Source organism: Rhodococcus sp. IEGM 1318 (genome assembly GCF_033142465.1).
In the GTDB taxonomy this organism is placed as follows: Bacteria; Actinomycetota; Actinomycetes; order Mycobacteriales; family Mycobacteriaceae; genus Rhodococcus_F; species Rhodococcus_F qingshengii_B.
In genome coordinates this window covers 310,078-330,710 of the sequence record NZ_JAWLSC010000001.1, presented here as the reverse complement: position 1 = coordinate 330,710, position 20,633 = coordinate 310,078, and the positions used below count along the sequence as shown (strand labels likewise).

At 62.1% G+C, this 20,633-nt stretch carries 13 protein-coding genes and 1 pseudogene; 1 reads left to right on the top strand and 13 read right to left on the bottom strand.

Translation table 11 applies throughout. The features are described from left to right. Positions 1-4: 4 nt before the first annotated feature. The 3 genes and pseudogenes from R4P65_RS01645 to R4P65_RS01635 form a co-directional block, all read right to left on the bottom strand. Positions 5-1,369 (bottom strand): PQQ-binding-like beta-propeller repeat protein, encoded by a 1,365-nt coding sequence (locus R4P65_RS01645; RefSeq protein WP_317825221.1) that lies wholly within the window; start codon positions 1,367-1,369, stop codon positions 5-7. After that, entirely contained in the window at positions 1,366-2,805 is a 1,440-nt protein-coding gene (locus R4P65_RS01640) for a hypothetical protein (RefSeq protein WP_317825220.1), read from the bottom strand. The genes R4P65_RS01645 and R4P65_RS01640 overlap by 4 nt, the downstream gene beginning before the upstream one ends. 186 nt (positions 2,806-2,991) lie before the next feature. Beyond that, positions 2,992-5,237: pseudogene (locus tag R4P65_RS01635) on the bottom strand (MMPL family transporter). Positions 5,238-5,460: 223 nt separating this feature from the next. Here R4P65_RS01635 and R4P65_RS01630 point away from each other — a divergent pair. Then, positions 5,461-6,909 carry a hypothetical protein gene (locus R4P65_RS01630; RefSeq protein WP_317825219.1) on the top strand — a complete coding sequence of 483 codons (1,449 nt, stop codon included), beginning with the start codon at positions 5,461-5,463 and terminating at the stop codon, positions 6,907-6,909. Between the two features lie 54 nt (positions 6,910-6,963). Here R4P65_RS01630 and R4P65_RS01625 read toward each other — a convergent pair whose 3' ends face one another. The 10 genes from R4P65_RS01625 to eat form a co-directional block, all read right to left on the bottom strand. Then, positions 6,964-8,076 (bottom strand): NDMA-dependent alcohol dehydrogenase, encoded by a 1,113-nt coding sequence (locus R4P65_RS01625; RefSeq protein WP_019744235.1) that lies wholly within the window; start codon positions 8,074-8,076, stop codon positions 6,964-6,966. A 47-nt stretch (positions 8,077-8,123) separates the two neighbouring features. After that, positions 8,124-9,623: an aldehyde dehydrogenase family protein gene (locus R4P65_RS01620; RefSeq protein WP_317825218.1), complete on the bottom strand. Its 1,500-nt coding sequence runs from the start codon at positions 9,621-9,623 to the stop codon at positions 8,124-8,126. A 108-nt stretch (positions 9,624-9,731) separates the two neighbouring features. Then, the gene (locus R4P65_RS01615; protein ID WP_317825217.1) at positions 9,732-11,399 is read right to left on the bottom strand and encodes a sigma-54-dependent Fis family transcriptional regulator; all 1,668 of its coding nucleotides are present in this window, start codon (positions 11,397-11,399) and stop codon (positions 9,732-9,734) included. Between the two features lie 4 nt (positions 11,400-11,403). After that, positions 11,404-13,041, bottom strand: a complete 1,638-nt coding sequence (locus R4P65_RS01610; RefSeq protein WP_317825216.1) for an AMP-binding protein — start codon at positions 13,039-13,041, stop codon at positions 11,404-11,406. 207 nt (positions 13,042-13,248) lie between these two features. Continuing rightward, the gene (locus tag R4P65_RS01605; RefSeq protein WP_020906868.1) at positions 13,249-14,526 is read right to left on the bottom strand and encodes an MFS transporter; all 1,278 of its coding nucleotides are present in this window, start codon (positions 14,524-14,526) and stop codon (positions 13,249-13,251) included. Positions 14,527-14,858: 332 nt separating this feature from the next. Then, a complete protein-coding gene (locus R4P65_RS01600) occupies positions 14,859-15,398 on the bottom strand; it encodes a hypothetical protein (RefSeq protein ID WP_230812220.1) in 540 nt (179 codons plus the stop codon). Between the two features lie 142 nt (positions 15,399-15,540). Next, the gene (locus tag R4P65_RS01595) at positions 15,541-16,839 is read right to left on the bottom strand and encodes an HAD family hydrolase (RefSeq protein ID WP_411742502.1); all 1,299 of its coding nucleotides are present in this window, start codon (positions 16,837-16,839) and stop codon (positions 15,541-15,543) included. Between the two features lie 82 nt (positions 16,840-16,921). Further along, positions 16,922-17,695: an ethanolamine ammonia-lyase subunit EutC gene (gene eutC / locus R4P65_RS01590; RefSeq protein WP_317825214.1), complete on the bottom strand. Its 774-nt coding sequence runs from the start codon at positions 17,693-17,695 to the stop codon at positions 16,922-16,924. After that, on the bottom strand, positions 17,692-19,116 hold the full coding sequence (locus R4P65_RS01585) for an ethanolamine ammonia-lyase subunit EutB (protein ID WP_007730162.1): 1,425 nt from the start codon (positions 19,114-19,116) through the stop codon (positions 17,692-17,694). Before R4P65_RS01585 ends, eutC begins: the two co-directional genes overlap by 4 nt. After that, positions 19,113-20,585 carry an ethanolamine permease gene (gene eat / locus R4P65_RS01580; RefSeq protein ID WP_003941913.1) on the bottom strand — a complete coding sequence of 491 codons (1,473 nt, stop codon included), beginning with the start codon at positions 20,583-20,585 and terminating at the stop codon, positions 19,113-19,115. The genes R4P65_RS01585 and eat overlap by 4 nt, the downstream gene beginning before the upstream one ends. Between the last annotated feature and the right edge of the window lie 48 nt (positions 20,586-20,633).

Below are 20,633 nucleotides of genomic sequence, written 5' to 3'. Positions count from 1 at the left end.
GATCTCACGAGAACTTCAACGCTGTGATCCGATCTTCACTGGAGCGCAACACCACCTTGTCCCCCGCCCACAGCTCCCGCGGCATCGCCCAGGGGGTGAACTCGTCGTCCCCGTCCTGGTCGACGTGAACCTCCCAACTCCGTTGACCCGTCCTGACATCCGTTCCGTAGACGTTGCCCTCGTCGATGACGACATCCCCGTGCCAGACAATCTCTCCGGCGCGCTCGGCATTCGATCGCCACAGGACCTCACCAGTGAGCAGGTCCACGAACTGGACCTCGGGCTCGGAACCGGAACGAGTCACGGCGACCACGTTGCCGATCACCGCCAACGACTGCGCGGTGCCGAACACCTCACTGTTGGTCCACAGCTTCTCGCCGGACTTCCGATCGAAACCGCTGTCTCCCAGAATTATCGGAGTCGATCCTCCGGCGGGATCATCTCGGCTGTATCGCCCGCCGAAATACGAGGACTCCGAGGGGAGTTCGTCCGTCCTAACGAACTCGCGCCCGTACTGATCGAGCGCGTACTCACTTGTCGGACGACCGTTGCCTTCGCATCCGCCATCCGACACCAATGTCACCCCGTCTGACGATATGTGCGCGGTCGAGCAGGTGGAGTAACCGTGTACCCACCGCTGCTCGCCGGTCTCCAGGTCGAATCCCAAGGACTCGTCGAGAGCGATCGCACCCAGATCGCCGTGCACCGACATCACCGGATCGGCGTATCCGGCTTCCCACGATCCACCGACGTCGAACGCTTTGGACCAGTTCGCTTCCGGATCCTCGACGGTTCCGCTGTGCACGCGAACGTCGTTGCTCTCGATATCACCCTCGAGCGCGAGGACCGTGTCACCCGAGACAACCGCGATGATCGGCGACCACGGCGTCTTGATGTCTCGACGCTCACCTGTCTCGATGTCGAACAGAGAGTACGAACCACCGGATACGTACGGCCCGGAGAAACACAGCACCGAGTCGCCGAGCAGAGTCTCGGAGCAACCACCGATATCGATCGCCGACGTGCGCCAGCGGACTGTGCCGTCTTCAGAGTCCAGTCCGACCAATTCCGCGTCGTCCAACGAATACGCCTGACGGTCCGGCATACCGATCATCGTGACCACAAGTGAACCGGCGTCGATGAATCCGCCCATGTCCATGTTGAATTCGGTGCCGACAAGTGGGCTCCGAAAGATCGCGAATTCGCGCCCGAGAATTTCGGAGGCCTCGACGCTCCACAACGGCGACGATGTCGCTGTCGGTTCGGAACTCGTCGACGTGACCACCGTGGCGATGGCGGCGGTGACGGTGACTACGGCAGCGGCGGCCGCGATCCGAAGTCGGGTCTTGGGCGAATACCTGTTGGTCATCGAATCTCCAGGCCTTCGGTCGTCGCGAGAAACTCCAACTGCTCGAACGTCATCGGATCGTTTGGGATCACAGCCGACGACGAAACCGAGACTTGGGTCCCATTCGGGCGGGTGACGACCACCGACCTGCTCGTTTCCTGCGTCGATTCTGCTTTCGAGCCGTCATTTGTCATGGGTACGGTCGAGTAATCCCGTTCGTCTCGCTCGATCACGGATCCATCCGGTCGCGTCACGAACTCCAAGGGGTGCCCGTCATAGGAAGGGTCGTATTTGTTGGGCTCCTCGGGGAGTGGTTGTCCGCCGGTGATCGTCATGTCGAGCGTCGACTCGTTCTCTCCCGTCCGAGTGAGAAATCTCTGACATGCGGTGGACCTGTCATTCTCCGCGACCGTCAGAGTGCCCGGTCTGGCATCAAGAATCGGAAAACCCGGAGGTACAGCGCGCCATCTGATCTCGAGTACGGCGTTGAGGCGTTCGATCGTCGCGCGATCGAGTTCGGCCACGTCGCCAGAGTCTCGAGGGATCCCGTGGCACCCGGGCGAAAGCGGTGCCGTACCCGGGGGAACTGGCGTGGTGATTCGCAGCTGTGGCATTTCGACAAGGGTTACAAGTTCGTCGAGAGTCAGTGGCACCACGCCGGAACTCTCGGCGTCCGGACCTCCGTCGTTGTTCGTATCGTTGACATATGCCTGAATACGGGTCCCGTCGACTCCGTACAACATCGCCGACCGATTAAGGGTACGCACACCATTGGTTTCGCTCCACGTATCCTGCAGATCCACTACCGACTGGTCAGCCAGCACCCGACGTTCGACGAGCGAACCCGCAACACACGCCGGGATCGGATCAGAACTCGAGTGCAGCATCAGGCTGAGCGCGCCGATCTTCCCGTCCCGAGCCAGCGTCCCGGACGCAGTGGTGGACGCCAGCTCCTCGAGCGAGAATCCCTCGGGCAGACCGTCTGTGTTCGAAGGTGCAGAGATCGGCCCGAACTGCAGCGAATCGCCCGGACTGGCGAACTTCAGCTCGACGTCGTCCGGAAGCGCCTGTTTGACCGCGTCCGACATCGCGGCTGCCTTGGCACTCGAGAACCACGGAAAGCGCGGATCGTCGTACGTGTCAGATCCGTCGAGAATATAGGAGAAGAACGAATCCTCCTCTGGCGCTTCGACACTCTCACAACCCGGAATCGTGGTCGGGTACACCGCGCTTGGCGTGACGTACGAGAATTCAGGCACATCCTCCGGCGCCATCTCGTCCGGTGTGGACGTCATGCTGATCGACGAAGACGCAGCTACCGAAATGTCATCGGACGGCGAACTGCTCCACCGATCCACCAGCCCGGCAACTACTGTCCCTCCAGCGATCAGGGAGACGACCGTCAGCGCGAAGGTCCACTTCTCGGCCCGACTCGAATCGGTTTGCTCCTTCGACACGTACCCTCGCAGTCACCGTCACGGCTCGCCCCCGATGCGCGTCGCCTTTGAAAGTCCTGTCGCGATCACAGCGATTTTTGTTACCAACCGGATGGTTTCCTCTGATGTGAGCGCCGTATGAACACAAAAGAACGGGGTGCCAGTTGCTGTGCAACCGGCACCCCGTTCGTCTCACGACCTGAGTGCTTACACCCTGACAGGCACTTGATTCGGATCTGGATCGGAGTTCGGATCTTGCTCGATCGGAATCCGCCGAATCGCTTCACCCTCGATGTCGACGTTCGGCAGGATCTTGTCGAGCCACGCAGGCAACTTCCACGCCGAATCACCGAGAATCGACATGACCGCAGGGATCACGATCATGCGGATGATGAAGGCGTCGAAGAAGACTGCCGCTGCCAGGCCGAAGCCATCATCTTGCTTGTCGTCTCCGAGGACAGCATGAATGCACCAAAGACGGAGATCATGATGATGGCCGCCGACGCGACCACACGAGCACCATGGGTGTAGCCGGAGATGATGGCGTCCTTGGCCGACAATCCGTGCACGTATTCCTCGCGCATTCTCGTCACGAGGAACACTTGATAGTCCATCGCCAACCCGAACACCACACCGATCATGAAGATCGGTAGGAACGAGATGATCGGTTGTGTGTGCTCGATCAGCCCGAAGTCGCCCTCCTGGAAAATGGCCACCGTGGCGCCGAAGGTCGCGCAGACGGAGAACAGGAATCCGAGAGTTGCGGTCAGCGGCACCAAGATCGAGCGGAAGACGACCATCATGATGATGAACGCCAGCCCCACAACCACGATGAGATAAGGGATGAGCGCGGAACTGAGCTTCGACGACATGTCGGCAACGATCGCGGTTTGACCCGCTACACCGAGTTCTGCGCCTTCCGATTTCACCGTCGATCCGTAATCCCGGATCTGATTCATCAGCTCGTGGGTTTCGGGACCGCTCGGCGACATCTGCGGGGTGACCGCGATCAGCGCAGAGTTGGCGCCCGCCATCGGGTTTGCCGCGTCCGGTCCGTTTCCGACCCACATCAACTGATCCGGCGTTGCGACGTTGTCGAGGCCTTTGATGTGCGCGACAGTGCCATCGGCAATCGCGGTGATGTCGGTGCCGTCCGGAGCGTCGAGCACGACGAACAACTCTCCATTGACGCCTTCACCGAACCCACGTTGCAGTAGGGCCAGCGCCGGTCGCTCTTCGTCCTGCGTGAAGGAGAGTCCGAGTTCGAGCTTGGTCATCGGAATAGCCGCGATCACCAGGAGAACCAGAGCAGCGCCCGCGATCGGCCACGGGTATTTGGTGACTATCTTGGCCCAGCGATGACCGTTGGATTCCATCGTCTCGGGCTCGTCACCGTGGCGCAGCCCGGGGACACGAGGCGAGAACGCGAATCGGCCGAAGATACCCAGAACCGCTGGGATCAATGTGATTGCGCCGAGCACAGCGATGATGACGGCAACCGCTGCCGAGATCCCCATCTGCGTGATCATCGGAACCCCGACCACCGCCAGGGCAGCCAGCGCAACCACCACTGTCAAGCCTGCGAATACGACAGACGAACCGGCAGTACCTACTGCGCGTCCGGCAGCGGCTTCCCTGGTTCCGCCCAGGTTGAGCTCACTGCGGTAGCGCGACACGATGAACAACGCGTAGTCGATCGAGACTGCGATGCCGATCATCGTGACGATTCCCGTGACGCCTTCGTTGATGTCGAAGAAGCCCGAGCCGAGGGTGACAGTCAGAGTGGCCAGCGCAATTCCCAGAATTGCAGTGAACAACGGGATGAACGCCGCGATGAGTGCACCGAACGCCACGATCATCACGATGAACGCCACCGCGAAACCGAGCATCTCCGACAGACCGCCCGCGGCCTGCACCTGCATCATCGAGCCGGTTCCTTCGACTTGCAAGCCACCGGTGCGGAACTTTGCCAGCAAGTCGAGGAACGCGGTCTTGTTGGCCTGCGTCTGATCCTCGATGCGAATCGACTGATTGAGCTGGATCAGCCCGACCTTGCCGTTGTCGCCGAGAACGGCCGACGCCACCGCTGGATTGGCCTCCGCGAGAGTGACCGGATTGACGATCTTCTCGGGATCGACGATGTCCGGCAACGTCTTCGCCTGCGCAATCAACTGGTCGATCTGATCGCTGTGTGCGGCAAGTCCGTCATCTGCCGCGATGAGAATGCTGGTCGACGCCTGAGTTTGCTGCTCCGCTGCCGCCGCAAAGTTCTCGTTCATCAACTCGGTCGCACGTTGGGAATCAGTGCCCGGAAGATTGAATTCTTTGGAGAACGTCGGATTTGTGGCGCTGATTGCGCCCCCCACCACCGCGATCACGATAATCCACGCGGCCACCACAAGATACTTGTGGCGGAAAGCGAACTTCCCCAACCTGTAAAGATACGTAGCCAACGTAGGCCTCTCTCGCCGTGGACTGGTCTGTCCGAAGAACACGGAGTCTTTCGGTGCCAAGGTCATACGGTACGGACCGACCGGCTCGTTGGCACCCGGTATATCTGCGAAAACGGCATATCCGACGCGCCTTCGTCCCGTTTTCAGACCGCTCGGTACCGTGGACACGACACGGGCAGGCGCCTCACCAGAGCAGACGCCAGGTAGCACGAAAGGCAATCCAATGAATCACGGCCAGGCAGTCGATCGCGATCTCCTCCTTGTCGGCCAACAGCGACTCGACGCGCTGGGCCCACGATTGACGGGATCGCCTTCACACCACGCGGTGGTGGAAGAAGTCGCGAACGAACTGACCGAACTGGGCCTCGACGTCCGGCGTGATTCACACACTTTCGAACGCTGGGATCTGCCGGCGACACCTAACGGACTTCGCATCGAATTGCCGACGGGACCGATCAGAGTTTCGTCCGCATTCCCCTACTCCGGATTGACCGGACCACAGGGAATCTCCGCTCCCCTGGTCTACGTCAGCGCGCGACGCCCCAAGTGGTCGGCGGCCAAGGGCGCGATCGCAGTGATCGAGGTCCCGCACATCGATCTTCCCCGCAAGCTCCTGGTCAGCGAGTGGGGCCCGATCGCCACCGACGAGACACTTCGAAATCCGGTTCTCTCGGCAACTCTTCTGGGCCCGAAGCTCGACAAAGCCCGCAAGGCCGGTGTCCTCGGCGTGATCGCTGTGTGGCGTGACATCACTCCGGAAAACGCACTGAGACAATATCTTCCGTTCACGCAGCCATATCACGACATCCCCGCCGTCTGGGTGGCCGGCGACGAGGGCGCGAAGGTTGTCGCTGCAGCTCGTTCCGGTCAGCAGGCGACTCTGGTCCTGGATGCGACCCTGCATCCGGACACCCGGACTGACACGGTGTGGGCGGTGTCCCCCGGAACCTCACCCGAAGAGACGATTCTGCTCATCACTCACAGCGACGGAACCAACGGCGTCGAGGAGAACGGTCATCTGGGAATGTTGGCGTTGGCGCGGCACGCCGTCGCGCAGCCGCATCGACGGTCGTACGTTTTTGTCCTGACGACTGGCCACCTTCGCATTCCAGCGGTGTCCAAGCACGGGCAGGCAACGTCCACCTGGCTCGAAGCACACCCCGAGATGTGGAAGGGCGAAGCCGGTCAGGCGCGCGCAGTAGCGGGGATCGCAATCGAACACCTCGGCGCACTGGGTGATAGCGAGGACAACTCGACCGGCAGCTATGCGTTGGAGACCACTCCGGAACCGGAACTGCTCTACGCGACGAGTCGGGAAGTACACGACATCGTTGCACCGCTGTGGCGCGACATCGGGGCGGGTGATCGCCGAATCGTGGCGCCAGGACCGGTCATTCATTTCGGCGAGGGCGAACCACTGTTCGAGCGGAAGATCCCGGCAGTCGCCTTGGTGACGGCGCCGCAGTACCTGCTCGCTCTGCGCGAGGCCGACGCCGTCACGCACGTCGACCTGGACGCGATGATCAAACAGATCGAAAACTTCCGGGATCTGCTCGACGCATTCGATGCGACCGACACCGCGGCTTTCGGTCCGGTGGTCTCGCGCTCGGCATTCGCGAAGTTCTCGGCACTACTTCAGTTGATGCAGATTTTGTCGAAAGCCAAGAAATAGTGCTGTGCGCCTTTACAACCGCGGGCGGTTGATAAAGGCGCACAGCACTTGGGGTTACTTGTCGTGAATGATCACGCCACGGATGTTCTTGCCGTCGCGCAGATCCTGGTAGCCCTGGTTGACGTCTTCGAGGCTGTAGGTGTTGGTGATCAGTTCGTCGAGCTTGAGCTGACCCGCATCGTAGAGACGGAGCAGACGCACGATGTCGTACTGCGGGTTCATCGAACCGAACAGCGTGCCCTTGATCGTCTTCTGATTCAGGGTCAGGTCGGTACCCGACACGTGAACGGTCAACTTGGCCGGATCGGCGAGACCCGTGATCACCACGGTGCCGCCCTTGCCGATCACTGCCGTCGCTGCACTGACCACGTCCTCGTCGACGGTGCCGACAAGGATGAGCGCAGCGTCGGCGCCCTGTCCCCAGGTCAGCTCGTTGACCTTGGCAGCAGCGCTCTCGGCGTCTGCAAAGGCGTGCGTGGCACCGAACTTCAATGCGGTCTCACGCTTGAGAGCAACCGGATCGACCACCACGACGTACTTGCAGCCAGCCGAAACAGCGCCCTGGACCGCGTTGATGCCGAGGCCACCGATGCCGTAGATCACCGCGGTGTCACCGGCGCGGAGGTTACCGGCGTTGACGGCCGTTCCCCAACCCGACGGCACGCCGCAGCCGACGACCACGGCGGTCTCCAACGGAAGCCAGTCGTCGATCTTGACGACCGAGTGCTGGGAGATGGTCGCTCGCTCGGAGAACGTTCCGAGCATGCACATTCCGCCGAAATCCATTCCGTTGCCGTGGAAACGGAAGGAGCCGTCCGTCATCGAACCTTCGAGGATGGTGGCACCCATGTCACAAAGGTTCTGGCGACCGGTCGAGCAGTAGCGACAGGTGCCGCAGTTGGGGATGAAGCTACACACGACGTGGTCGCCCGGCTTGACCTTCGTGACGCCGGGTCCGACCTCTTCGATGATGCCCGAGCCTTCGTGTCCGCCGACAATCGGGTAACGCGGCGGGAGATCACCGTCGGTCAGGTGCAGATCCGAATGGCACAGTCCGGCAGCGGTGTACTTGATCAGTACCTCACCCACCCCCGGGCCGTCGAGGTCGAGTTCCATGATCTCGAAAGGCTTTCCGGGCTCGAGCAGTACAGCAGCTTTGGTCTTCACTGGTGATCTCCTTGATTGTCGGACGAGAGAATGAGCGATGGGGTCGGTCAGAGGGCGATGTTGACGGCCTTGGTCTGGGTGTAGAGATCTATGGCGGATGCGCCGAGTTCGCGACCCCAACCGGACTGCTTGTATCCACCGAAGGGCATTGCGGTGTCGAAGCCGTTGTACTGGTTGATCCACACCGAACCGGCCTTCAGACGCTTTGCCGTGCGATGAGCCTTGGAAATGTCCCGGGTCCAGATGCCGGCGGCAAGTCCGTAGATGGAATCGTTTGCGGCAGTGATCGGTCCGTCGTCCGCGTTGAACGGCAGCGCTGCCACGACGGGTCCGAAGATCTCCTCCTGAACGATGGAGAATTCGGGCTTGACGTCAACGAAGACAGTCGGCTCGACGAAGTAGCCCTGATCGCCCCAGCGGTTACCGCCGGTGAGTGCACGTGCGCCGTCGGCGATTCCCTCACGGAGGTAGCCGGTGACCTTGTCGAACTGCTCCTGCGAGACCAGCGGTCCGAGCTGGGTGGTGGGATCGAGGCCGGGTCCGATCTTGACCTGGCTCGCTGCGTGCGCGACGGCCTCGGTGAACTTCTCGAAGATGGTGTCCTCGACGTACAGACGAGTACCCGCAACGCAGCACTGACCGTGGTTGAACAGCCAGGCGTTGAGTGAACCCTCCACCGCGGAATCGAAATCCGCGTCGGCGAATACGATGTTGGGGCTCTTGCCACCGAGCTCGAGCGTAACCTTCTTCAGGTTACCCTTGGCGGCGTCGACGATCTTCTTACCCACCTCGGTGGAACCGGTGAACGCGACCTTGTCCACGTCGTCGTGGCCGGACAGTGCAGCACCTGCATCGCCGAAGCCGGGAACGATGTTGACGACGCCGGGCGGGAATCCGGCTTCTTCGAAGACCTCCGCGAGAAGCAGTGCGGTGAGCGGGGTCTGCTCGGCGGGCTTGAGGATCACCGTGTTGCCGGCCGCGAGCGCGGGGGCGAGCTTCCACGACGACATCAGCAGCGGGAAGTTCCACGGCACGATCAGTCCACAGACGCCGATCGCCTCACGCAGGGTGTAGGCGTGGAACTCGCCGCCCGGAGAGAAGGGCATCGACACGTTGACGGTGCTGCCTTCGATCTTGGTGGCCCAACCCGCGTAATAGCGGAAAACGTCTGCGGCCCAAGCCACATCGACGGCGGTGGCGATGGCAACGGACTTGCCGTTGTCGAGAGCTTCGAGCTGGCCGAATTCCTCGGCACGAGCACTGAGAATGTCGCCGACCCGCCAGATCATGCGCTCGCGCTCGTTTGCCTTCATACGTGACCAAGGGCCGTCATCGAAGGCCGTGCGAGCGGCGCGTACCGCGCGATCGATGTCTTCGGCCTGGCCGTGTGCCACGTCTGCGAGCTTCTGTCCGTCAGCCGGGTTGTACGTCGCGAAGGTCTGACCCGAAGCGGCGTCGACGAATTCGCCGCCGATGTAGAGCTTCTTCGGTCCGTTCAGGAAACCCTGTACCGCGGAACTGATGGTGTGTTCGGCTACTGCCGTCATCGGAAACTCCCCTGAAGTAGTGAGGTGCGAATGTGATGCACGCCATACTTCCGCGCTTCCGGGGGTGCTAACTGTCCGAACTTTGTACAACTGAAGTCGGACAGCAAACTACACAGTGATGTCGAGCGCCCGCATACGTGTGTAGAGAGTGCTTCGGCTGATTCCGAGCTGCGCCGACGCGTGAACCTTGTTGCCGCCGCAGTCTTTCAACGCTCCGATTATCGCCTGACGCTCAGCCTTCTCCCGCCCCGCCAAGCGCGACGCCTTGGTCGTGGTGCGGTAGTCCTCGGGCAGATCGGCGACGTCGATGCGATTGCTCGAGCGTTCGCCGGAGGCGCGATGGAGCACGACGCGTAACTCGGCCAGATTGCCCGGCCAACTGGCCGCCGCGAGCGCTTCGGCAGCGCTGGCGGTCAACCTCAGTTCGGGCGAGATCCCCTCCAACATCGCCTGCGCCAACTCGGCGATCTCGGCTTGTCGTTCTCGCAGCGGGTTGATGGCAATCCTGGAGGCACAACGCGAGATGAGTGACACGATGGCTGGCGGCAAATCCGCGACCGCGCCGCTGGTCAGCACGATCCGCGGCCCCTCGGCGCTGGCATCGACCAGGTCTGCAACCAGTGGCAACACCGAATCGGGAAGGAGCTGCACCTGTTCGATCACGACCACGCCCGAACGCTTACGGGCTGCTCGCACAAGATCGGTGATCCATTGCTCGCGTCCGTCGAATGCGATCCGCGTGGCATCGTGCCAACTGGCGTCGATGCTGCCGACGACGTCGGATGCTGCCGAGGTTCGGCCGGAACCTGCTTCACCCGAGATGGCAACTGCGGACGACGACGCCCGCGCCCGCATCAGGTCGCGGCGCAGTCGTTCGCCCGGAGATGGTGCCCGCTCGTGGGTTCTTCGGATGGGTGCCCGTTCCCGCTGGAGTGGTTCGACCAGGAAGAGTGCGCCGCCGTCGGCCCCGGAAATCCGGTCGGCTTGAACTCGCGCCAGCGCACCGGACGCCAATTCGACTGTCACCAATCGTGATTGATCCGGGTTGAGGTCGGCGATCAAGGAGCGGAGCGATACGTGGTCGGCAGTGTCCAGCAGGTCCAGGGCGGTTCGGTTGCTGAGCAGGATGTCGTCGCCGATAGCCGCAACGGCGATGTGGCGCTGATGTGAAACTCGTTGGAATGCGTCGACCAGTCGCTGCTCCGACGCTTTGGAGCCTTCGAGCAGTCGCTTCTCGATGTCCGCTGCCGCACGCGCAAGGAACGGCGCGAACAGCGGGTTGGCCTGCGAGACAACGCCGGTCATATCGAGAATGCCCTCGACGCGGCGGGTGACGGGATGCAGGATCGGCTGGCCGTAGCAGCTCAATCCCTTGAGGCTGTCGAGGAAATGCTCGTCACCGTGGATCACCACGCTGCGCCCGACTTCGAGCGGCGTACCGAGCGCGTTGGTACCAGCGTGCTCTTCGCCGAAGCGTGAACCGTTGACGACGCCCAACCGCTCGATCGTCCGCTCGACTCGACTGTCGGAGTACACCGAGGCGACTACTCGGCAGTCCCGATCGGCAAGCAGGACGCAGAACCCGGTGCCCGCGATCTGTTGCGAAACCTCGTCGAGCACAGGTGCGGCAGCCCGGAGCAGACGAGACTCGCCGTCCTGCTCCTCGGTGTCCACGGCGATGGCCGACGACGGGTCGAGGCCACTGAGTCGAGAGCGCTTCCAGGAGAGCGCGATCTCGGGGCGTACCGGCTCACGCTCCCCTGGGTTCGCGGACATACTCTCAGGCCTGACCGATCAATTCGATCGCCTGTTCTCGCATCGCGATCTTGCGGACCTTGCCCGTGACTGTCATCGGGAACTCGTCGACGACGTGGACGTACCGCGGAATCTTGTAGTGCGCGAGCTTCCCGGTGCAGAAGGCACGGACCGAATCTGCGTCCAGATCGTCTGCGCCTTCGCGCATCTGGACCCACACCATCAATTCCTCGCCGTACTTTGCATCGGGTACACCGATGACCTGAGCATCGAGAATGTCGGGATGGGTGTAGAGGAACTCCTCGATCTCACGCGGATATACGTTCTCACCACCGCGGATGACCATGTCCTTGATGCGTCCGGTGATAGCGACGTATCCGGCCTCATCCATGACTCCGATGTCTCCGGTGTGCATCCACCGGGCAGCGTCGATCGCCTCGGCAGTCTTCTCCGGGTTCTCCCAGTAGCCGAGCATGACCGAGTAACCACGTGTGCATAGTTCACCCGGCTCGCCGCGCGGCACCGTCAGTCCGGTTGCCGGATCGACGATCTTGATCTCGAGGTGCGGTCCCACCCGACCGACGGTTTCGGTGCGCTGCTCGATCGAATCGTCCGAGCGGGTCTGCAGCGACACCGGCGACGTCTCCGTCATGCCATAGCAGATGGACACCTCTGCCATACCCATGCGATCGATGACCTGCTTCATCACCTCGACCGGGCAGGGCGAACCCGCCATGATGCCGGTGCGAAGGGACGACAGATCGAAGCTGTCGAAGTCCGGCAGCGCCAACTCGGCAATGAACATCGTCGGAACGCCGTAGAGGGACGTGCACTTTTCGGCCTGGACGGCTTCGAGCGAGGCGCGCGGATCGAATGCCGGGCCCGGAATGACCATGGCAGCACCGTGACTGGTGCACGCAAGGTTGCCCATCACCATGCCGAAGCAGTGATAGAACGGCACCGGGATGCACACCCGATCGATCTCGCTGTAGTGGCACAACTCGCCGACGAAGTATCCGTTGTTGAGAATGTTGTGGTGGCTGAGCGTCGCGCCCTTCGGGAAACCGGTAGTGCCCGAGGTGTATTGGATGTTGATCGCGTCGTCGGCCGACAACGCGGCTTGGGCAGCTGCGAGCGGAGCCGGATCGCTTGCCTGGGCTGCCAACCCGTCGGCAAGCACCGCTTCCCACTGGGGTGAACCGAGCAGGAGCACCGACGTCAGATCCGGGCACTGCGGCCGCACCGTCTCGATCATCGACGCGTAGTCCGAGGTCTTGAAGCTGGCCGCAGACACCAGCGTCGAGATTCCGGCCTGCTCGAGCACGTATTGCAACTCGTGCGAGCGGTAGGCCGGATTGATGTTGACCAGGATCGCGCCGATCTTTGCCGTCGCGTACTGCGTGAACGTCCATTCCGGACAGTTGGGAGCCCAGATCCCCACCCGATCGCCCTTCCCCACACCACGGGAAAGTAGTCCGGCGGCGAGCCCGTTCACCTGCTCGGCGAACTCCCGGTACGTCCATCGTCGACCGCTGGCATGGTCAATCAACGCATCACGGTCACCGTGCGCGGCAACCGTGCGATCCAGGTTGTCTCCGATGGTGTCGCCCAGCATCGGACCGTCCCATACTCCGGACGTATAGCTGGGCAGCGGCGTACTCATGTGTTCTGTCCTCTCCGGTTACCTGTTCAGGCACCTATGAGAGGGGCCGCATCGGCGGACCCTCTCATCTACGAATTTACTCGATTCGGTGTGATGCACGACATACTTCCCGGTGCGCGGTGTCCGTAACTGTTCGAAGTCCGGACACCCCACCCGACTGCTGTGCGCCTTTATTAACCGCCGGCGGTTAATAAAGGCGCACAGTGTTTACAGGGCGTGATCCTTGGTCTCGACGAGCGCCCAGGTGCAGACAAGACTCACCACACCGAGGATTGCCAACATGATTCCGATGGCCATACTGCCGTAGGCCGAGGCCAGCGGTGCGGCGATCAGCGGCGGCACTGCGCCGCCGAGCACTCCGGCGAGGTTGTAACCGAGGCCGGCGCCGGTGTAGCGGTAGCGGGTCTGGAACATTTCCGGAAGCAGCGCACCGCAGGGGCCGTACGCGATTCCGAAGATCATCAGCGTGCCGAACATTCCGAGGATGAACGCGATCGGTGTTCCGGTGTCCAGGAGCGGGAACAGAATGAGCGCCCACACCACAGCCAGACCACACGAGATCATGATGACCTTGCGACGCCCGATGCGGTCCGAGTACAGGGCGGAGACAATGATCGCCGCACCGAAGACGAAGGCGGAAGCGATACCGACCGACAGGACGAACGGGCGGGAGAAACCGAGAGTCTTGGTTCCGTAGCTCGTGAGGAAAGCCGTGCCCATGTAGAAGAACGCGAACAGGCAAGCCAGTGCGCCCGCCGAGAGCAGGATCTCCTTGGTCTGGAATCGCCAGGCATCCAGGAACGGGAGGGTGCGAGGTGCTTCGTTCTTCTGCTCTGCGACGCGCTCTGCCTGCTCCGCCTTGAAGACCGGGGTCTCCTCGATAGCGAGTCGCATGTAGAGGCCGATGCCGACCAACACGATGGAGAACAGGAACGGGATACGCCAGCCGTAGTCGAGGAAGGCCTGATTGGTATCGCCGAGAACAGCGCCGGTAATGAGGAAGGTACTGCTCGAGAGAACGAAAGCGATTGCGGGGCCGAGCTGCGGGAACATCGCATACAGACCACGTTTGCCGGGTGGGGCGTATTCCGCGGTGAGCAGGGTTGCGCCCGCCCATTCACCACCGACCGCGAAGCCTTGACCGAATCGCAAGAGCACCAGGATGATCGGAGCCGCAACACCGATGGTTGCTGCACCGGGCAGCAAGCCGATCAGGAGCGTCGAGATACCCATGAGCAGGAGCGTCGAGATCAGAGTCTTCTTACGACCGATGCGATCGCCGAAGTGTCCGAACAACATTGCGCCGACGGGCCGGGCGATGAATGCGACTGCGAAGGTCGCAAACGATGCGACAGTTCCCGCGGTGGCACCGAGCGCGGGGAAGAACACCGTCGGAAAGACAAGTGCCGCAGCAGTTCCGTAGATGAAGAAGTCGTAGAACTCGATGGTCGTGCCGATGCAACTCGCGATCGCGACGCGCCGCACACTGGTGGTGTTCTGCGGGGGTTGCGTCGCACCTGCGGCACTCGCGCCCCCGGCGCCGGCGGCGCTGGTGCCGCCTGTGGGAGAGACTGTGGTCACTCGATTCCTCCGTGGTCCTATGGTGTCGCCCTGTGGGCATCACCGTCGATAAGAGGAAAGGTAGTGATGTGGCTCACCCCCGCACCACCCCCGAAAGGGGGTAGGAGTGATCTCGGTCACGACTTGTATGCAATGGTAACGAGTTTCACGACCTCGAACACAGCGTGGGCCGCACGATTCGATTCTCACGAATCGGGCGGCCCACGCTGATCGGAGTCAAAATCCAAAGCTACGGATCAAGCCTTACCCGCAGCCCCGAACAGTTCCTGACGGATCTCTCCCCACACCGTCGCGTACGAGTCGATGATCGGTTCCGAAATCCACTTGGACTCCCCCGCTTGGACTTTCGCGAGAGCATCCGAGAAGAGATCCTGGTAGCGGGACAACCGCGGAACGAACGCTGACAGATCGTCGAAGAGGTTTGCAGCTCGACGATCCAGCTCCGCAAGAGAATCCGCGTCCGCACTGCCGATCAGCGCGACGAATTCCTCGTCCAGAGGCAGGAAAGTTTCGTATACCTCGCCGATGGAGTCCTCGTCGATCGAGACCCGCTCAGCGTCCAACTGATCTTCGAGTTCTGCCAAACCCTTGTCGGTCAGGCTGATGGCGTTTTCCGCTTCGATCGCTTTGCCCTGCGCGACAAGTGCGTCGTACGCAGCTTGACCGGAGGCTGCGCTGACGCCCAGGTGCTCGGCCAGGACGACCGCTCCGACCCGCTCCTTGAGCCGTACTGCCTGGAGCAGCGCCAACTCGTCCACATTGCCAGCGAAGGCCATCGATTTCTCCTACTCACGTGCCGCCTCTGCGGCTCCAGCATCTCAGCGGACACCCAAGGGTTTCCGCAGCCCGACGAAGGGCTCGACAGAATCAGATCACACGCTGATCGATCGTTGTGAAGTCACCGCAGCAAGCCGGCTGTCAGGCGACTGAATCGGCCTGATCAGGAATCACGCTGCCGTCCTCGCGAGTGACGGCACCTTTGGCCCCAGCCTCGTCGGTGTACGCGTCGGTCGAGCAACGATAAGGTGCATCCGCCTGGGATTTCGGTTCGATGAACATGGGGTTGACCAGCCATTTTCCATCACTGTTGTCGTAGGCGTTGCACATCAGTTCAGGGTTGTTGCGGTTGATCACCAGACGCGCACCGGTCGCATCTCCGAGGAAGGTCACATCGGTGACAGAATCACCGGCAGCAAATACCTGACGGCGATCGGCGGCCAACTGCTCGAACGCCGTAGGCCCGACGACCCCGTAGACAACCTCGTTGACCTGGCACCGCTTGCCGTCGATGTACGGAATGACCGAGTCGTCGCCGTCCGCAACGCCACCACATCCACGCAGGCGCCCGGTCAGAACACCGTCCTCGGCGATCGGTCGCACGCCCATCACGTGACCGGCGTCCAATCCCAACTGTTCCGCCCAGACTCGAACTACCGGTTCGGCCGATGCGGAAATGATCCGCACGTCGAATCCATGAGCTCCCAGGGTTTTCACCAAGTCTTCGATTTGCGCGTAGTACCGCACCGAACCGTCGACTTCCGTCGTTCCGACGGTCTGATCGGATCCTTCTGCAGCAGCCAGATTCTCGGCACGAGCTGCGCGGGCGTACTCGGTGATCTCGTCCTCGGTGTGCCCCGCCATCAACTGCACCGCCCACGCGTATGCAGCCTTGGTCCGGCGGTGATCGTAGCCGTCGAATGCAACCTGTCCGTCGCGAGTCTTCTCCTCGAGTACCGCAACGATCTCGTCCGCGCAGTCCAAGTCGGTACTGGTTACCAAGGGTTGACCCGGGGCGGTCTCCGAGCCACACGCGGCGGAAAGTGCGGCAGCGCCGGCCGGAGTCATGAAGCGACTGGTAGTTGCCCAGTTCGCTCCCGCAGGTTGTAAAACCTTGTTGTTCTTGATCATCCAGAATGCAGTGGCACTACCGATGTCGTTCTTGACAACTGTGTTGTCCCAGTCGAAGAGCGCCAACGGAGCACCGTCATCGACATCACCTGCAGCCCCGCAGGTCCCGAACTCCGCCATCATGGAGTCCAGCTTCGTTCGGTTGTCGCCGTACCAGACAAGATCTGAATCCAGCGGCGCGCAGGATGAACCACTCTGCGCCGCATCTTCTTTCGGGGAACTTTCGGCTGAACTACAAGCAGTTGCACTCAACAGGACACTACCTACGGCCAACGCGCACAGGGCGCGGGCATGCAGCGAACGGAACATCGATTCCCTCGTTTTCGTCGTGATTCGGGTACGACGGCATACCCGAGTGTCGATCGACCCGGGTATGCCGTGCAGTTGTCAATTAATCGAGCGTCAGCACTTCTCCCGACGCAACGGCGTCGGCACGAGAGGTGTCCTTGAGGTCGACGCCGGAGCGGCCCAACTGGCGCGCTCCCGCCACCAACCCCAGGACGACGCGAGCAGCCTGCTCGTATCCGAGACCCTCGGGTGGGTGGACATTGGAAATGCAGTTTCGATCTGCGTCGGTGCGACCGACGCGCGGAAGGTGAGTCAGATAGATCCCGACGCTGTCCGCAACAGAGAGCCCTGGACGTTCGCCGATCAGGACGATCGCCGTCTGCACTCCCATCGCGGCAGCGATGTGATCGCCCAGTGCCACACGGGCGTTCGTGGCGATCACGGGCGGCGCTATGGAATACCGCTCCCCCAGCACCGTGACCAACGCGGACAGGAGTTGTTCGCCGTGGTCCATCAGCGCCCGCGGGGAGAGTCCGTCGGCGAGGATGAACCCGATTTCCTTGTCGGAGCCCGTGATCGCGCTCAGGTCCGCGGGTTGGCGCCCTAGGTCGGGCCTCCGGAGATACTCGCTGCGGGTGGAGACGCTGCTCGCGACCACCACCGGCGCCCCGACACCCACCCCTTCGACCCGACTGGCGAGAGTCTCGGAATCGAGTGGCTCGTGGACCGCGTCGCGAGCGGCGGCGTGCGCCGCCTTGAATTCGAGAACCCGCTTGGTGGGCAACGAATCACCGGCGCGGCCCAACCCGATACGCGATTGTGTGGTCTTGCGCAGTGGACCCCAGAAATCGAGGATCGGTGCCTGATCTTCGGTCATGAGTTCACCGTCAAAGCCCGCAGCGGCGACATCTCGGCATCGATCGGAAGAACCCGACCGTTTGCGTCGGTCATCCCCAAATTGTGGAGCCAGGTCTCGAACTCCGGGGCGGGCTGCAAGCCGAGAACCTTACGCACGTACAGCGCGTCGTGGAACGCCAGACTTTGATAGCCGAGCATCACGTCGTCGGCGCCGGGCACCGCGATCACGAACGCCGCGCCGGCGACGCCCAGCAAGGTGAGCAAGTTGTCCATGTCGTCTTGATCGGCTTCGGCGTGGTTGGTGTAGCAGACGTCCACTCCCATCGGCAGCCCGAGGAGTTTTCCGCAGAAGTGATCCTCCAAGCCCGCGCGAATGATCTGCTTGCCGTCGTAGAGATACTCGGGACCGATGAAGCCGACCACGGTGTTGACCAGCAGCGGTTCGAGATCACGTGCCACTGCGTATGCCCGAGTTTCGAGCGTCTGCTGATCGACCGGGGCTCCACCGGTGCCGTAGTGGGCACCTGAACTGAGGGCGGATCCCTGCCCCGTCTCGAGGTACATGACGTTGTTGCCGACCGTTCCGCGGTTCAACGAACGCCCGGCCTCGTTGCCCTCACGCAGAAGCGGAATATTCACTCCGAAACCGGAATTGGCGCCTTCGGTACCGGCAATCGATTGGAAGACCAGATCGACCGGCACCCCCGATTCGATCAGTCCGATAGTGGTGGTCACGTGCGAGAGCACGCACGACTGAGTCGGGATCTCGAATCGCTGACGGATGTCGTCGAGCAGGTGGAGCAGATCCGAGGTGGCCTGGGGCGAGTCCGTCGCGGGGTTGATACCGATGACGGCGTCGCCACATCCCATCAGGAGACCGTCGAGCGTTGCCGCTGCAATGCCGCGTGGATCGTCCGTCGGGTGATTCGGCTGGAGTCGAGTGCTCAGCCGTCCAGGTAGCCCGATGGTCGTGCGGAACCCCGCGGTGACCGTGATGGCCTTCGCGACGGCGATCAAGTCCTGATTGCGCATGATCTTGCTGACCGCGGCAACCATTTCCGGGGTGAGCCCGGGACTCACGGCGGACAAGCGTGCGGAAGCTTCCGGCGCCGACGCAGTCTCGAGCAGCCAGTCCCGCAGTCCGCCGACGGTCAGGTGGGCCACCGGCGCAAAGGCGAGGCGATCGTGGCTGTCGATGATGAGCCGGGTTACCTCGTCGTCCTCGTACGGAACCACAAGATCCTCGAGGAATACGGTCAGCGGAAGGTCAGCCAGAACCCATTGGGCAGCAGCACGTTCGGCATCGGAGCTTGCCGCGCATCCGGCGAGCTCGTCGCCCGAGCGCAGCGGTGTCGCCTTCGCCATCAGATCGACGAGACCGTCGAACGAGTAGTTGGTTCCGGATACCTGCTGGTGATACTTGGCCATCCCGCGACTCATCCCAATTCTTCTTCCGCCTGTGCAAGTACAGCAAACTCCTCGTCCGGCGAGTTGGCAACAAGGTGGTGGCGACTGTAGAGACCGAAATACGCCATCAGAACTCCGAAGGCAACCAAGGTCAACAGTGCTGCAACGGGATCGACCAGGAAGGTGGCCACCACCGATACTGCCGCGATCACGAGCGCAAACGAGGTGGTGGCGATACCGCCGGGCGTGCGGTACGGGCGCGGCATGTTCGGCTCGCGCTTACGAAGGACGATGTGACTCACCATCATCAGGACGTAGCTCACTGCCGCGCCGAACACCGCCATGTTGAGCAACATGGCACCTTCACCGGTGAGTGAGAGCGCGAAGCCGATGATTCCGGGAACGACGAGAGCGAGAGTGGGTGCCTTGCGCTTGTTGGTCACCGACAGGTTTTTCGGCAGGTAACCGGCGCGGGAGAGCGCAAACGTCTGACGTGAGTACGCGTACATGATCGAGAAGAAGCTCGCGACCAGACCGGCGAGGCCGATGTAGTTGACGGCCTTCGCCGCTCCGCTGTCCCCCAGAGCCTCGACGAGCGGGTTTCCGGAGGTCGACAGGGCGTCGGCGCCGAGCGCACCGGTGGCGAGGAAGAGAACTGTTGCGCCTGTGACGATCAGGATCAACATGCTGATGATGATGCCGCGGGGGACGTTCTTCTCCGGCTCACGCGCTTCCTCGGCGGCCAGTGGCACACCCTCGACAGCAAGGAAGAACCAGATCGCGAAAGGCACGGCGGCCCAGATTCCGAGCAGACCGAACGGCAGGAACGACGAAGATCCGACTGCGCTGGTGTCGACGGCGATATCGGTGAGGTTGGACGAATCGAAAAGGCCGACAGCCGAAACCGCGAACACGACCAGGCCGACGAGTGCAATGGCGGTGATGATGAACATCGCCTTGAGTGCCTCACCGGCGCCGGTGAGGTGAATGCCGATGAAGATCGCGTACACCGCGAGGTACACCCACCACCCGTCGGTGATCCCGAACAGGTTCAGGGATTCGACGTACGCACCGATGAACGTCGCGATCGCCGCGGGCGCGATCGAGTACTCGATGAGAATTGCTGTGCCGGTGGCAAATCCGCCCCAGGGCCCCATGGCCCGTCTGGCGAACGTGTACCCACCGCCAGCGGCCGGAAGCGCCGACGACATCTCGGCCATACCGAGCACCATCGCCAGGTACATACCCGCAATGACGACAGCCGCGATGAGAAGACCACCGAAGCCGCCTTCGGCCAGTCCGTTGTTCCAGCCGGCGTAGTCACCGGAAATCACATAGCTGACGCCCAACCCCGCAAGCAGCACCCACCCTGCTGTTCCCTTTCGGAGTGTTCGTTTCTCCAGATACGAATTGTCTTCCGCGTGGAAGTCGGCGCCGTCGTGGTGTGCACCCGCGGCACCGGCGTTTTTGCCGGTTGCGTGGTCGGAAAGAGACATGTCCATCCTCTGAATCGGTCAAGAATGAGACGACGCACGGTGGATGCGTCGCGT

What these genes read in the sequence shown, in the direction of transcription:
- R4P65_RS01630 (WP_317825219.1), top strand. Translation starts at nt 5,461, where the DNA reads ATGAATCACGGCCAGGCAGTCGATCGCGATCTCCTCCTTGTCGGCCAA.
- R4P65_RS01600 (WP_230812220.1), bottom strand. Translation starts at nt 15,398, where the DNA reads ATGGCCTTCGCTGGCAATGTGGACGAGTTGGCGCTGCTCCAGGCAGTA.
- R4P65_RS01645 (WP_317825221.1), bottom strand. Translation starts at nt 1,369, where the DNA reads ATGACCAACAGGTATTCGCCCAAGACCCGACTTCGGATCGCGGCCGCC.
- R4P65_RS01595 (WP_411742502.1), bottom strand. Translation starts at nt 16,839, where the DNA reads ATGTTCCGTTCGCTGCATGCCCGCGCCCTGTGCGCGTTGGCCGTAGGT.
- R4P65_RS01615 (WP_317825217.1), bottom strand. Translation starts at nt 11,399, where the DNA reads ATGTCCGCGAACCCAGGGGAGCGTGAGCCGGTACGCCCCGAGATCGCG.
- eutC (WP_317825214.1), bottom strand. Translation starts at nt 17,695, where the DNA reads ATGACCGAAGATCAGGCACCGATCCTCGATTTCTGGGGTCCACTGCGC.
- R4P65_RS01610 (WP_317825216.1), bottom strand. Translation starts at nt 13,041, where the DNA reads ATGAGTACGCCGCTGCCCAGCTATACGTCCGGAGTATGGGACGGTCCG.
- R4P65_RS01585 (WP_007730162.1), bottom strand. Translation starts at nt 19,116, where the DNA reads ATGAGTCGCGGGATGGCCAAGTATCACCAGCAGGTATCCGGAACCAAC.
- eat (WP_003941913.1), bottom strand. Translation starts at nt 20,585, where the DNA reads ATGGACATGTCTCTTTCCGACCACGCAACCGGCAAAAACGCCGGTGCC.
- R4P65_RS01620 (WP_317825218.1), bottom strand. Translation starts at nt 9,623, where the DNA reads ATGACGGCAGTAGCCGAACACACCATCAGTTCCGCGGTACAGGGTTTC.